The sequence below is a fragment of the Acinetobacter soli genome (genome assembly GCF_000760595.1).
GTDB lineage: Bacteria > Pseudomonadota > Gammaproteobacteria > Pseudomonadales > Moraxellaceae > Acinetobacter > Acinetobacter soli.
This window is the reverse complement of record NZ_BBNM01000007.1, coordinates 1-13,317: the sequence shown is the minus strand read 5'-3', so window position 1 is coordinate 13,317 and position 13,317 is coordinate 1. Positions and strand designations below refer to the sequence as shown.

The 13,317-nt window shown below is 43.6% G+C and carries 12 protein-coding genes; 10 read left to right on the top strand and 2 right to left on the bottom strand.

Going from position 1 to position 13,317, the window contains the following annotated elements:
* Window positions 1–44: 44 nt before the first annotated feature.
* Window positions 45–959 carry a benzoate utilization transcription regulator BenM gene (gene benM / locus Aso01_RS09585; protein ID WP_004925500.1) on the bottom strand — a complete coding sequence of 305 codons (915 nt, stop codon included), beginning with the start codon at window positions 957–959 and terminating at the stop codon, window positions 45–47.
* Between the two features lie 293 nt (window positions 960–1,252).
* Here benM and benA point away from each other — a divergent pair, with 293 nt between their 5' ends.
* The 8 genes from benA (at window position 1,253) to Aso01_RS09545 (ending at window position 10,680) form a co-directional block, all read left to right on the top strand.
* Window positions 1,253–2,638: a benzoate 1,2-dioxygenase large subunit BenA gene (benA, locus tag Aso01_RS09580; protein WP_004936937.1), complete on the top strand. Its 1,386-nt coding sequence runs from the start codon at window positions 1,253–1,255 to the stop codon at window positions 2,636–2,638.
* The gene (benB, locus tag Aso01_RS09575; protein WP_004936940.1) at window positions 2,635–3,144 is read left to right on the top strand and encodes a benzoate 1,2-dioxygenase small subunit BenB; all 510 of its coding nucleotides are present in this window, start codon (window positions 2,635–2,637) and stop codon (window positions 3,142–3,144) included. The genes benA and benB overlap by 4 nt, the downstream gene beginning before the upstream one ends.
* A 72-nt stretch (window positions 3,145–3,216) precedes the next feature.
* Entirely contained in the window at window positions 3,217–4,233 is a 1,017-nt protein-coding gene (benC, locus tag Aso01_RS09570) for a benzoate 1,2-dioxygenase electron transfer component BenC (RefSeq protein WP_004936943.1), read from the top strand.
* Window positions 4,234–4,251: 18 nt separating this feature from the next.
* Complete coding sequence (benD, locus tag Aso01_RS09565; protein WP_004936945.1) at window positions 4,252–5,037, top strand: benzoate diol dehydrogenase BenD; 786 nt, start codon at window positions 4,252–4,254, stop codon at window positions 5,035–5,037.
* A 41-nt stretch (window positions 5,038–5,078) separates the two neighbouring features.
* Complete coding sequence (gene benE, locus Aso01_RS09560; protein ID WP_004936947.1) at window positions 5,079–6,263, top strand: benzoate/H(+) symporter BenE; 1,185 nt, start codon at window positions 5,079–5,081, stop codon at window positions 6,261–6,263.
* Window positions 6,264–6,876: 613 nt separating this feature from the next.
* Window positions 6,877–7,812 (top strand): catechol 1,2-dioxygenase, encoded by a 936-nt coding sequence (catA, locus tag Aso01_RS09555; RefSeq protein ID WP_004936949.1) that lies wholly within the window; start codon window positions 6,877–6,879, stop codon window positions 7,810–7,812.
* An 82-nt stretch (window positions 7,813–7,894) separates the two neighbouring features.
* Complete coding sequence (locus Aso01_RS09550) at window positions 7,895–9,154, top strand: GTPase (protein WP_004936951.1); 1,260 nt, start codon at window positions 7,895–7,897, stop codon at window positions 9,152–9,154.
* The gene (locus Aso01_RS09545; protein WP_004936957.1) at window positions 9,151–10,680 is read left to right on the top strand and encodes a dynamin family protein; all 1,530 of its coding nucleotides are present in this window, start codon (window positions 9,151–9,153) and stop codon (window positions 10,678–10,680) included. Before Aso01_RS09550 ends, Aso01_RS09545 begins: the two co-directional genes overlap by 4 nt.
* 25 nt (window positions 10,681–10,705) lie before the next feature.
* On the opposite strand, the gene catM is transcribed toward Aso01_RS09545, so the two are convergent.
* Entirely contained in the window at window positions 10,706–11,617 is a 912-nt protein-coding gene (gene catM, locus Aso01_RS09540) for a cis,cis-muconate-binding transcription regulator CatM (protein WP_004936961.1), read from the bottom strand.
* A 123-nt stretch (window positions 11,618–11,740) separates the two neighbouring features.
* On the opposite strand from catM, the gene Aso01_RS09535 reads away from it, so the two are divergent.
* Together Aso01_RS09535 and catC are read left to right on the top strand one after the other, a co-directional pair.
* Window positions 11,741–12,853: a muconate/chloromuconate family cycloisomerase gene (locus Aso01_RS09535; protein ID WP_004936964.1), complete on the top strand. Its 1,113-nt coding sequence runs from the start codon at window positions 11,741–11,743 to the stop codon at window positions 12,851–12,853.
* Between the two features lie 17 nt (window positions 12,854–12,870).
* Window positions 12,871–13,161, top strand: coding sequence for a muconolactone Delta-isomerase (gene catC / locus Aso01_RS09530; RefSeq protein ID WP_004925455.1), 291 nt, complete (start codon window positions 12,871–12,873; stop codon window positions 13,159–13,161).
* The last annotated feature ends 156 nt before the right edge of the window (window positions 13,162–13,317 follow it).

Below are 13,317 nucleotides of genomic sequence, written 5' to 3'. Positions count from 1 at the left end.
TTTATAAAAACCCATCAGCACCTCACAGTCTGATGGGTTTTTTGTTACCAGTTCGGTGGCTCAGTAAAACCTTCATAGGCATATATCTGGCGAATCGTTTCGTACAACGAATAAATATAAGTGCTTTCCTCCATATTGCGCACGGCAATATAGATGGGCGTGATGGCATCGGGATCTAGAAGCGGCACATAGCTCAGATTAAAAAGCTGGATACTTTGCGTACTGGCCGGTACCAATGAAATTCCTTCACCCGCTGCCACTAATCCAAGCGCCAGTTGAACTTCACGGACTTCATTAATTTTGGTGGGTTCTAAGCCATGATCAGAAAAGATATTCATTACATGGGTAGAAAAATTAGGCTTAGGCGAGCTTGGATAAAGCAAAATTTTTTCATCAATCAAATCATTTAAATGCACGCCTTTGTCTTTCATTTGATTAAGCGGATGGCTGGCATGTACGGCCACCATCAAACGTTCATTACGCAATAAGGTACGTTTAATGGCGGGATCACTGATTTTAAGTCGACCAAATCCGGCATCGATACGACCTTCTTTTAATGCTTCGGTTTGTGCCTTGGTGCCCATTTCGTAAAGTTCAATGCGTAAATTGGGGTGCGCCTGACGATACAAATGAATAATCCGTGGCAGTAAACCAAATAGGAGCGAACCCACAAATCCGATACGAATGGTTTTTTCAACCGAGGCAATGCGCTTGGTCATGGAAACCATTTGATCGACATTCGACAATAGTTTGATGGCGTACTGATAAAAAAAGTGACCTTCTGGTGTTGTCTTGACCGGTCTGCTGCCGCGCTCTAAAAGCTGAATCCCCAATTCTTCTTCAAGATTTTGAATTTGTCGGCTTAAGGGCGGCTGTGCAATGCATAATTTGTCTGCGGCTTTGGTGAAGCTTTGCTCCTCAACCACCGCCACAAAATAGCGGAGATGTCTAAGTTCCATTTAAAAATACTCCATAGGTATTTTATTATACAAATAATGTGTTTGAACTTATTAAAACATTCTTTTAAGGTATAAACAAGCAAGAAAGACAAGAAGAAGGCAGGGGCTTAACCCATTAAATGCTTTCTTCAATTTGGAAAATTGAAAGCTGAAATGGATATTCGTTTTATTCGACGGTTCTGCCGTTAAGTAAACATTTTATGCGTTGCGTTGTTTAATTGAATGTTTGACTAAGCACAGCGTTTTGCTCTGGCCTAGACAAGTTTCTTATTTTGGAATGTTGGAGAAAGGATATGCCACGTATTCCCGTCATTAATACTAGCCATCTTGACCGAATTGATGAACTGCTTGTAGACAATACCGAAACAGGTGAATTTAAGTTACATCGTTCTGTATTTACAGATCAGGCACTTTTTGATCTTGAAATAAAATACATTTTCGAAGGAAATTGGGTTTACTTGGCTCATGAAAGCCAGATTCCCAACAACAACGACTATTACACCACCTATATTGGCAGACAACCGATTTTGATTGCGCGTAATCGCAACGGTGAACTTAACGCCATGATTAACGCATGTTCACATCGTGGTGCACAGCTCTGCCGTCATAAGCGTGGTAATAAGACCACATATACTTGCCCATTTCATGGCTGGACCTTCAATAACTCAGGAAAACTTTTGAAGGTGAAAGATCCAAGCGATGCCGGTTATTCAGATTGTTTTAATCAGGACGGTTCCCACGACTTAAAAAAGGTGGCGCGTTTTGAAAGTTATAAAGGTTTTTTATTTGGCAGTCTGAATCCTGATGTACCGTCACTGCAAGAGTTTTTGGGGGAAACCACCAAAATTATCGACATGATTGTCGGGCAATCCGATCAGGGCCTTGAAGTACTGCGTGGTGTTTCGACCTACACCTATGAAGGAAACTGGAAGTTGACCGCAGAAAACGGAGCAGATGGCTATCATGTTTCGGCGGTGCACTGGAACTATGCAGCCACCACGCAGCATCGTAAAGAAAAACAGGCAGGCGATACCATTCGCGCGATGAGTGCGGGCTCATGGGGGAAACATGGCGGTGGTTCATATGGATTTGAACATGGTCATATGTTGCTCTGGACACAATGGGGTAATCCGGAAGACCGACCAAACTTTCCTAAAGCAGCGGAATATACCGAAAAATTCGGTGCCGCAATGTCGAAATGGATGATCGAACGCTCACGTAACTTGTGTTTATATCCAAACGTGTACCTGATGGATCAGTTTGGTTCGCAAATTCGTGTTTTACGTCCAATTTCGGTCAATAAAACCGAAGTCACCATTTACTGTATTGCGCCTGTAGGTGAAGCACCCGAAGCGCGTGCACGCCGTATTCGCCAGTATGAAGATTTCTTTAATGCATCTGGAATGGCGACACCAGACGATCTTGAGGAGTTTCGTGCCTGTCAGGCTGGTTATGCAGGTATCGAACTGGAATGGAACGACATGTGCCGCGGATCAAAACATTGGATTTATGGACCAGACGATGCCGCCAATGAAATCGGATTAAAACCAGCTATTAGTGGTATTAAAACTGAAGATGAAGGCTTGTATTTGGCACAGCATCAATACTGGCTCAAAAGTATGAAGCAAGCGATTGCTGCGGAAAAAGAATTTGCATCGCGTCAGGGAGAGAACGCATGAATGCTACAGCACTTTTAGACACCATCAGCATCGAACAGATTAGCCAGTTTTTGTATAGCGAGGCCCGTTTTTTAGATGATGAGCAATGGGATGACTGGCTTGAATGTTACGCACCGCAAGCCTCATTTTGGATGCCCGCGTGGGATGATAACGATCAGCTTACTGAAAACCCTCAAACTGAGATTTCGCTGATTTATTATCCAGATCGCCAAGGTCTTGAAGATCGAGTGTTTCGGATTAAAACCGAGCGTTCATCGGCGACCATGCCAGATACGCGTACGGCACACAATATTAGCAATATCGAAGTTGAATCACGTGATGGCCTTCAAGTCACAGTACGTTTTAACTGGAATACGCTAAGTTTCCGCTATAAAAACAGTTACAGCTATTTTGGCATGTCACGCTATGTAATCGATTTTTCAGGTGAACAACCAAAAATCTTGAGTAAGTATGTGGTGCTTAAGAATGATTACATTAATCAAGTCATTGATATTTATCATATCTAAATCAGTTGTACCTCAGTCAAACGGACACTTGACTGAGGGTTTATGAGTTTATATTTGAATAGGATTCCTGCCATGTCAAACCATCAAATAGCACTTCAATTTGAAGATGGCGTTACCCGTTTTATTCGCGTCGCTCAAGGTGAAACCTTATCCGATGCCGCATACCGTCAGCAAATCAATATTCCAATGGACTGTCGTGAAGGCGCGTGTGGTACCTGCCGTGCCTTTTGTGAATCTGGCAATTATGACATGCCTGAAGACAATTACATTGAAGATGCACTCACCCCAGAAGAAGCGCAGCAGGGTTACGTTTTGGCATGTCAATGTCGTCCAACTTCGGATGCTGTATTTCAAATTCAGGCATCCTCTGAGGTATGTAAAACCAAGATTCATCACTTTGAAGGCACGTTGGCGCGGGTTGAAAATCTATCGGATTCGACCATCACCTTTGATATTCAGCTCGATGACGGTCAGCCCGATATTCATTTTCTGGCAGGACAGTATGTCAACGTGACGCTGCCGGGCACCACGGAAACGCGCTCGTATTCGTTTAGCTCACAACCGGGCAATCGCTTAACCGGGTTCGTGGTTCGTAATGTGCCGCAAGGTAAAATGAGCGAGTATTTAAGTGCGCAGGCCAAAGCAGGCGACAAAATGAGCTTTACTGGACCATTTGGTAGTTTTTATCTGCGTGATGTCAAGCGCCCTGTGCTCATGCTGGCTGGCGGTACGGGAATCGCACCGTTTTTATCGATGTTGCAAGTACTTGAGCAAAAAGGCAGTGAGCATCCGGTACGATTGGTGTTTGGCGTAACGCAAGATTGTGATCTGGTGGCGCTTGAACAACTCGATGCACTTCAGCAGAAACTACCATGGTTTGAATATCGTACCGTGGTGGCACATGCAGAAAGTCAACATGAACGTAAAGGTTACGTCACGGGTCATATCGAAAATGACTGGCTAAATGGCGGTGAAGTTGATGTGTATCTATGCGGACCGGTTCCTATGGTGGAAGCGGTGCGAAGCTGGTTGGATACACAAGGGATTCAACCGGCGAACTTTTTATTTGAAAAATTCTCTGCCAACTAACTCAAAACGGAGACCGATATGAATTCGACACAACGTTTTGAACATAAAGTTGTCATTGTAACAGGTGCAGCTCAAGGCATTGGTCGTGGTGTTGCACTACGGATTGCCCAAGAGGGAGGGCGTCTGGTATTGGCCGACCGTTCTGATCTGGTTCAGGCGGTATTGGCTGAGATCAAAGCCTTGGGCGCATTGGCAATTGCTGTTGAGACAGATTTGGAAACTTATGCTGGCGCAGAGTCGGTGGTATCACACGCAATTGCCGAATACGGACGCATCGACGTGCTGATCAATAATGTCGGTGGTGCAATCTGGATGAAACCCTTTCAGGAGTTTTCAGAAGAGGAAATTATTCAGGAGGTTCATCGTTCCTTATTTCCAACGCTCTGGTGCTGCCGTGCAGTACTTCCAGAAATGCTAAAACATCAACAGGGCACTATTGTGAATGTGTCGTCAATTGCGACACGAGGTATTCACCGAATTCCATATTCGGCTTCTAAAGGCGGTGTAAATGCCTTAACGGCTTCACTTGCCTTTGAGCATGCCCAGCATGGTATTCGTGTGAATGCGGTTGCAACGGGAGGAACTGCAGCACCGCCGCGTAAGATTCCACGTAATGCTCAGCCTTTATCGGAAAATGAACAAGTCTGGATGCAACAAGTGGTTGACCAAACCATTGATCGAAGCTTTTTAGGGCGTTATGGCAGTATTGATGAACAAGTTAATGCGATTACTTTTTTAGCCTCAGATGAATCTTCTTACATCACGGGCAGCGTGCTTCCGGTGGGTGGAGGCGATCAGGGATGATCTGATGGTCATTATTTAAAGGGAGACTGCAAGGAGGCATCATGACAACCCTGTTAAAAACATTGAAGCAAGATTGGTCGTTATCGGCCACCATTGCAGGCTTTTTAGCGGTCCTGATTTCATATTCAGGCCCGTTAATTATCTTTTTTCAAGCGGCACAAAAAGCACATGTCTCGACAGAGATGATGATCTCATGGATTTGGGCTATTTCAATCGGTGCCGCTGTGACAGGCATTTTTTTATCTATTCGGTTTAAAACACCTGTAGTGACTGCGTGGTCGGCACCCGGGACGGCATTGTTGGTTACATTGTTTCCCAACATTAGTTTAAATGAAGCCGTTGCCGCCTATATTACCGCGGCAATTGTGATTTTTCTGGTCGGCATTACTGGCTATTTTGACAAATTACTCAAATGGATACCGCAGGGAATTGCTGCTGGCATGATGGCCGGCATTTTATTCCAGTTTGGTCTTGGGCTATTTCTTGCCACCGATACTTTACCGCTGATCGTGTTTAGCATGTTGCTGTGTTATCTGATCAGTCGACGCTTTTCACCGCGTTACTGCATGCTTTGGGTACTTATTTGTGGTGTAGCGTTTAGTTTTTTTCTTGGAAAAATGAATCCGGTGCCGCTAGATTTTCACATTGCACGCCCGCAGTTTATTGCACCAGAGTGGTCATGGTTTTCAACCTTAAATTTGGCGCTGCCGCTAATTTTGGTGAGCTTAACAGGGCAGTTTCTGCCTGGTATGGCCATTTTAAAACTCAGTGGGTATAACACACCCGCCAAACCAATTATTACCGCTGCAAGCTTGGCCTCGTTGTTTGCTGCCTTTGCAGGTGGAATTACCATTGTACTGGCCTCCATTACAGCCACCTTATGTATGGGTAAAGATGCACATGAACTCAAAGACAAACGCTATATTGCTGGAATAGCAAATGGTTTGTTTTATATTTTAGGAGGTGTGTTTGCAGGCAGTATTGTAACGTTGTTTAGCTTATTGCCCAAAGAGCTGGTTGCTGCACTGGCCGGACTTGCGCTTTTGGGTGCAATAGCAAGCAATATTAAAATTGCCATGCAAGAAGATCAGCAACGAGATCCTGCATTGATTACCTTTTTGGCAACCGTTTCGGGTATGCATTTCTTGGGCTTGAGTTCGGTGTTTTGGGGGATGTGTATTGGCATGCTGGCCTATTTCATCTTACTAAAACCCAAAGCCAGTTAAATTAAATTTGTCATTTAGACTATTCGATTATTTCTATCATATTCGCTTTATTCTAAGGCGAATTTTGTTTTTTAACAGATGACATATCACTCAGCTTAATCTGTTTCTATTTCATTCCTGTTGAAACCACGATAGGTTTGAGTAGTTCATGCATGACAATTTTTTAACTCCTGAATATTCCTTTTATGAAGGTATTTGGCGATATTTGCTCGGCCATAGCAATGATCACATTATGAGCTAAATTTACTTTTTAAAATTTAAATATATTATATATATTTGAATTTTATTGTTTTATTTTAAATTTTAGCCTGAAAATTTTTATTAAGATTTATTTTTAAATCAGATGTCGAAAAAATTAGTATACCAAAAAAGCATGAAAACATACTCTCTTGGGAATTGGAGTCGTCATGAGTTTCAGATACAGTTGGTCAGTATGGAAGGTATAGAAACGACTATCGAAATAAATAAGTTTGTGGTGTGTGAAGCAAGGTAAAGCTCAAGGCTGAGGCAAACCAAGCAAAGGTTAATTGAACCAATATGCACAACACATTCAACGATAGCGTCGACAGATAAGTTTATCAAATGATGTTTTGGCGATTTCAAGGAGAAAGCCATGGAAGTTAAAATATTCAATACTCAGGATGTGCAAGATTTTTTACGTGTTGCAAGCGGACTTGAGCAAGAAGGTGGCAATCCGCGTGTAAAGCAGATCATCCATCGTGTGCTTTCAGATTTATATAAAGCCATTGAAGATTTGAATATCACTTCAGATGAATACTGGGCGGGTGTGGCATATTTAAATCAGCTAGGTGCCAATCAAGAAGCTGGTTTACTCTCGCCAGGCTTGGGTTTTGACCACTACCTCGATATGCGTATGGATGCTGAAGATGCCGCACTAGGTATTGAAAATGCGACACCACGCACCATCGAAGGCCCGCTATATGTGGCAGGTGCGCCTGAATCGGTAGGTTATGCGCGCATGGATGACGGAAGTGATCCAAATGGTCATACCCTGATTCTACATGGCACGATCTTTGATGCAGATGGAAAACCTTTACCAAATGCCAAAGTTGAAATCTGGCATGCCAATACCAAAGGCTTTTATTCACACTTCGACCCGACAGGCGAGCAGCAAGCGTTCAATATGCGCCGTAGTATTATTACCGATGAAAACGGTCAGTATCGCGTTCGTACCATTTTGCCTGCGGGTTATGGTTGCCCACCAGAAGGTCCAACGCAACAGTTGCTGAATCAATTGGGCCGTCATGGTAACCGCCCTGCGCACATTCACTATTTTGTTTCTGCCGATGGACACCGCAAACTGACTACGCAAATTAATGTGGCTGGCGATCCGTACACCTATGACGACTTTGCTTATGCAACCCGTGAAGGCTTGGTGGTTGATGCAGTGGAACACACCGATCCTGAAACCATTAAGGCTAATGATGTTGAAGGCCCATTCGCTGAAATGGTTTTCGATCTAAAATTGACGCGTTTGGTTGATGGTGTGGATAACCAAGTTGTTGATCGCCCACGTCTAGCGGTGTAATACACCAAAATGGTTCAAAATTATCAGGCGAGTGATCAAGATCACTGGCCTGTTTTTATTTCAGAAGGGTGGAGACAATTACGTGGACAATCAAATCATTCAGGAAACCGTAGATAAAATTTTAAGCGTATTGCCGAATCAGGCTGGGCAATTGGCACGCTTGGTTCGTCTGATGCAGTTTGCTTGTGACCCCACCATTACCGTCATTGGTAAATATAATCATGGTAAAAGCCGACTACTCAATGAGCTGATCGGGGCAGATATTTTTTCTGTTGCCGATAAACGAGAGACGATTCAACTGGCCGAACATAAACAAGATCAGGTGCGTTGGTTGGATGCACCCGGACTCGATGCAGATGTTGCGGCAGTGGATGATCGTCATGCTTTTGAAGCAGTCTGGACACAGGCAGATATTCGCCTTTTTGTGCATTCAGTCCGAGAAGGCGAACTCGATGCAACCGAGCATCATCTTTTACAACAACTCATTGAAGATGCAGACCATAGCCGGCGCCAAACCATACTGGTCTTGACCCAGATAGATCAGATACCGGATCAGACAATTTTAACCCAGATTAAAATCTCAATTGCACAGCAGGTACCCAAACTCGATATTTTGGCTGTTTCGGCCACTCGCCACCGTCAGGGCATTGAAAATGGAAAAACCTTGCTGATCGAAAAAAGTGGAATCGGTGCATTGCGACATACACTTGAGCAGGCACTTGCTCAGGTTCCATCGGCACGAGCGTATGAAAAGAATAGATTGTTGTCTGGTTTGCATCATCAACTCAATCAGTTATTACTCGATCAAAAACGTGTACTTCAGCAACTACAACAGACACAGCAGCAGCAATTACATGACTTTGATACAGGACTCATCAACATACTCGATAAGATTCGAGTAGATTTAGAGCCCATTGTAAATATAGATGGCCAAGATCAAGCACTTAATCCAGATTCATTTGCCACGATGTTTAAAAATACAGCAGCCAAGCAGCAACGTGCCAAAGTGCAGATTGCTTACTCACGTGCCTGTATCGAGATCAATAGCCATCTCATACGTCACGGTGTGGTGGGTTTACCTACAGAGCAGCAAACTACGATTAAAAGTATTGATACGGTCATTGTTGCGGTTTTTGGAATTTCAGTGAAATTTCGCGATCAGCTACGTGCATTGTTTTATACCGATACCGAACGACAACGCCTGCAAAGAGAGTTTCGATTTTATTTTGAAAAGTCAGCAGGCCGAAGGGCTTTAGCTGCCAAGATTGAGCAGACCATTCGACAGCAAGGGTGTATTCAAAATGCAATGATGGCGTTGCAACAGATGGAGAGTGCAGCATGACCAGCGGCGGACACATTCAATTGTTTATCGAACACACCCGGCAGATTGCGACTGCCCAAGGGGATATACAGTTGGCATTGCAATCGATGCAGCAATGGCGCGACGCATTTGCTACAGCATTGAAACAAAATACCTTTGATTTAACGGGCTGGTCAACGCAGGCAAAAATCGCCAATCAACTCAAGCAATTTAACCATAAGCTTACAACGCATGTATCGAATTGGGATACCGAATGGCATACTTTTAGTGCTGCTCAATCGGTTGCCGAAGTATTTCATGATCGGGTGATGTTGCTTGTATTCGGTAAGTTTAATGCTGGAAAGAGTTCATTGTGTAACTTACTGGCCGAATGCTTTCGTTCTCACGGACAAACTGTGCAATATTTTCATGTTCAAAATGAACAGATATTTTATACCGAATCTCGCTTACGCGAAGGTGCAACTGAGACGACAGCGCAACTACAGGGCGTATGTCTGGGTGAAAAACTTATTTTGCTAGATACCCCAGGTTTGCATTCTGGTACTCAGGAAAATGCAGCGCTCACACAAAAATTTATCGATAGTGCAGATGGTGTGCTGTGGCTCAGTAGCGCAACTTCACCGGGTCAGGTGCAAGAGCTAGATGCACTGGTGCGCGAGTTAAAGCGTCATAAACCTTTATTTCCTGTTATTACCCGAAGCGATTTTGTCGAAGAAGATGAAATTGATGGTGAGCTATGTACAGTGCTTTGCAATAAAAATTTAGAACAACGCGCGTTGCAAGAGTCTGATGTATTGATGCGTGCGCAAGAAAAACTGCGCAGTATGCAATTGGACGTGAGTTTATTAAAGTCGCCCGTGTCCGTTTCAACTCAAATGGCGCGTGAAGCAGATATGACCCCACAAGCCATGAACGAGGCTGGTTTTGAGCGATTATTTGCAGCACTTTTGGCTCTTATTGAGCCTGCTTTGCGCTATAAGCAGCGTAAACCTGCCGAAGTATTGTTGCATTTTTTGCAAGAACACATCATTGAAGGTTTAAGGTTTTACCTGCAACCCGATCTAGAGCACATACAACAGGACCTCAAACAGGATCAAGATGATTTACGACAGCTACACACCGATTTAGCCGAGGCAGTCTGGCGTAGCGTATTGCCTGAGCTGCCACAACTTCTCGAGCAACATGCAAGTAAAGAAGATATTGATGTCGTAGTGAACAGTTTGAACAAGTGGATAAACGTCGCATTCGAACAACAGCTTGCAATTCAGCTTGATGCTTATGGTTTAAATTTGGATTCGCTTAGCAAGATCGAAAAAACCGAAAAAATGCAGTATGAACGCATTGCGGGAATGTTAGTGCATGATGGCTTGTACACGATTCTCACGCAGCAGATTCAACAAGCTGTCAAAGCTTCCACGAGTGAATTGATTGAGCAGTGTCAGGCTCAACTTGAGCAGTCAATCAAACATGTTCAAACACTCGATGAAACGTTCATCGATTACAGCGCAGCACTCGATCAACTCAGCCAAGCGCTACGCGTTGAATAAATAGTAGAAATTTTTCAGACATATTTTATTCGATGAGTGGCCTGATGTGGTGTGTTGCAAACACCTCCTGTACACAGGCGAGAATTTTAGGAATGTAATTACTGTGGTCCATATTTCGCACCGCGAGTGAAATTGGGCTATAGGCATCATCATCTAAAATTGGAATATAAAACAGATTCTTCACCCCAATATCCATGGCAGACGCCGGGACGATACAGACGCCTTCACCTGCTGCCACCAAGCCGAGCGCCAGTTGAATTTCGCGTATTTCGGTGAGTTTGGATGGTACTAGGCCCAGTTCGGTAAAGAGTGACTGAATAAAGGTCGCAAAATTAGGTTTTTGAGAGACAGGGTACAGCAGCATCGGTTCATCAATAATTTGAGAGAGATGAACCCCTGTTGCTGCAAACTGATTGAGGTGATGATGCTTATGGATTGCAAGTTTGAGCTGTTCTTTATGTAACACGATACGTCGAATTGCAGGATCGGTAATTTTGAGCCGACCAAAACCCAGATCGATTTTTCCCTGCTTAAGGGCATTGATTTGATCTTTGGTGCCGCATTCGATGAGTTCGATGTGAATTTCAGGATTTTGCTGACGAAACTGATAAATAATTTCAGGTAACAAACCATACAATAAGGAGCTGACGTAACCAATTCTCAAGGTTTGACTGACCGTTGCAATCCGTTTTGCCATTGAGGACGCTTGTGCAGTATGAGTCAAAATCTGCACAGCATGCTGATAAAAAAACATGCCTGCTTCAGTCACTTTGGCCGGTCTGGAGCCGCGTTCAAATAGCTGAATTCCCAATTCTTCTTCGAGTTTTTGAATTTGTCGGCTAAGGGGCGGCTGGGCAATACACAACTTTTCAGCAGCTTTGGAAATGCTTTGCTCTTCAACCACGGTCACAAAATATCTGAGGTGTCTTAGTTCCATTTATACGCCCTAATTGATTTTATATACCTTTTTAGTATGCAAAAATACCAAATTGTTTATCGTTTTTATTATTACATTAATTTAAGGTATGTAAATAGTATTTATTGAAAAGAAGATGGACCGATGTATAAATCAGTGGAAACTATTTTAGTCGATATTCCAACTATTCGTCCGCACAAGCTTTCGGTCACCACGATGCAGACGCAGACATTGGTTTTGATCAAAATCATCACGGAAGATGGCATTGTAGGCTGGGGCGAAGCGACCACGATTGGTGGATTAAACTATGGCGAAGAAAGCCCAGAAAGTGTTAAAGCCAATATCGACACCTATTTCAAGCCATTGCTCTTGTCCATCAAGGCGCCTTTAAATGTGGCTCAGACCCTAAAATTAATTCGTAAAAGTATCAATGGCAACCGCTTTGCCAAATGTGCAATCCAAACTGCACTTTTAGAGATACAGGCTAAACGACTGAATATACCCGTGAGCGAATTGCTGGGTGGACGTATTCGTGATCGATTACCTGTGCTGTGGACACTGGCTTCAGGTGACACCGATAAAGATATTGCCGAAGCCAAAAAAATGATCGAATTAAAGCGCCATAATACCTTTAAATTAAAAATTGGTTCAAATCCGCTACAGCACGATGTCGATCATGTAATTGCCATTAAAAAAGCACTTGGCCCGGAAATCAGTGTACGTGTAGATGTGAACCGTGCATGGTCTGAGCTTGAATGTGTTAAAGGGATTCAACAGCTTCAAGATGGTGGAATCGATCTGATTGAGCAGCCCTGTGCGATTGAAAATACAGATGCTTTAGCACGTCTGACCGCACGTTTTGATGTGGCCATTATGGCAGATGAGGTCTTGACTGGTCCAGACAGTGCCTATCGAATTGCCAAAAAATCAGGTGCCGATGTGTTTGCAGTAAAAGTCGAACAATCGGGTGGTCTGATTGAAGCCTGTGAAGTGGCAAAAATTGCGCGTCTTGCGGGAATCAGTTTATATGGTGGCACCATGCTTGAAGGGCCTGTTGGCAGTATTGCATCGGCACATGCGTTTAGTACCTTTGAAACACTGGAGTTTGGCACTGAACTGTTCGGGCCTTTATTGCTAACACAAAGCATTTTGAAAACACCTTTGCAATATGAAAACTTCGAGCTGGTGGTTCCCAATACGCCAGGTCTAGGAATTGAGGTCGACGAAGACAAACTCGAACAGTTACGCCGTCATTAAGGAAGAGGAAATTTACTATGTTGTTTCAAGTTCGTATGGATGTGCATTTACCTGTTAGCATGCCTACTGATCAGGCCAATCAGATTAAATCGGTCGAGAAGGCCTATTCACAAGAGTTGCAACGCCAAGGCAAATGGCGTCATATCTGGCGTATTACCGGACAATATTCCAATATCAGTATTTTTGATGTCGAAAGTAATGAAGAGCTACATACGATTTTACAAGGCTTACCGCTATATCCGTATATGAAAATTGAAGTCATGGCGCTCAATCGTCATCCGTCTTCTGTGCGTGATGACGATAGCTGATATCTAAGTAGAGATGACACTTCATCAGTGTTCATCTCTTAGGTTTATGGTATTTCTTTATTTTCCGTTTTCATCCAAAGGTTGATGACATGATAGATAAAAGTGCAGCGACCCTAACGGAAGCGCTCTCCCAGATCCACGACGGTGCCACCATTC

Bases quoted from the DNA above. Each gene is read 5' to 3' on its own strand.
- Aso01_RS09535 (WP_004936964.1), top strand. From the start codon at position 11,741: ATGTATAAATCAGTGGAAACTATTTTAGTCGATATTCCAACTATTCGT.
- catM (WP_004936961.1), bottom strand. From the start codon at position 11,617: ATGGAACTAAGACACCTCAGATATTTTGTGACCGTGGTTGAAGAGCAA.
- benC (WP_004936943.1), top strand. From the start codon at position 3,217: ATGTCAAACCATCAAATAGCACTTCAATTTGAAGATGGCGTTACCCGT.
- benD (WP_004936945.1), top strand. From the start codon at position 4,252: ATGAATTCGACACAACGTTTTGAACATAAAGTTGTCATTGTAACAGGT.
- benE (WP_004936947.1), top strand. From the start codon at position 5,079: ATGACAACCCTGTTAAAAACATTGAAGCAAGATTGGTCGTTATCGGCC.
- benM (WP_004925500.1), bottom strand. From the start codon at position 959: ATGGAACTTAGACATCTCCGCTATTTTGTGGCGGTGGTTGAGGAGCAA.
- Aso01_RS09545 (WP_004936957.1), top strand. From the start codon at position 9,151: ATGACCAGCGGCGGACACATTCAATTGTTTATCGAACACACCCGGCAG.
- catA (WP_004936949.1), top strand. From the start codon at position 6,877: ATGGAAGTTAAAATATTCAATACTCAGGATGTGCAAGATTTTTTACGT.
- catC (WP_004925455.1), top strand. From the start codon at position 12,871: ATGTTGTTTCAAGTTCGTATGGATGTGCATTTACCTGTTAGCATGCCT.
- benB (WP_004936940.1), top strand. From the start codon at position 2,635: ATGAATGCTACAGCACTTTTAGACACCATCAGCATCGAACAGATTAGC.
- benA (WP_004936937.1), top strand. From the start codon at position 1,253: ATGCCACGTATTCCCGTCATTAATACTAGCCATCTTGACCGAATTGAT.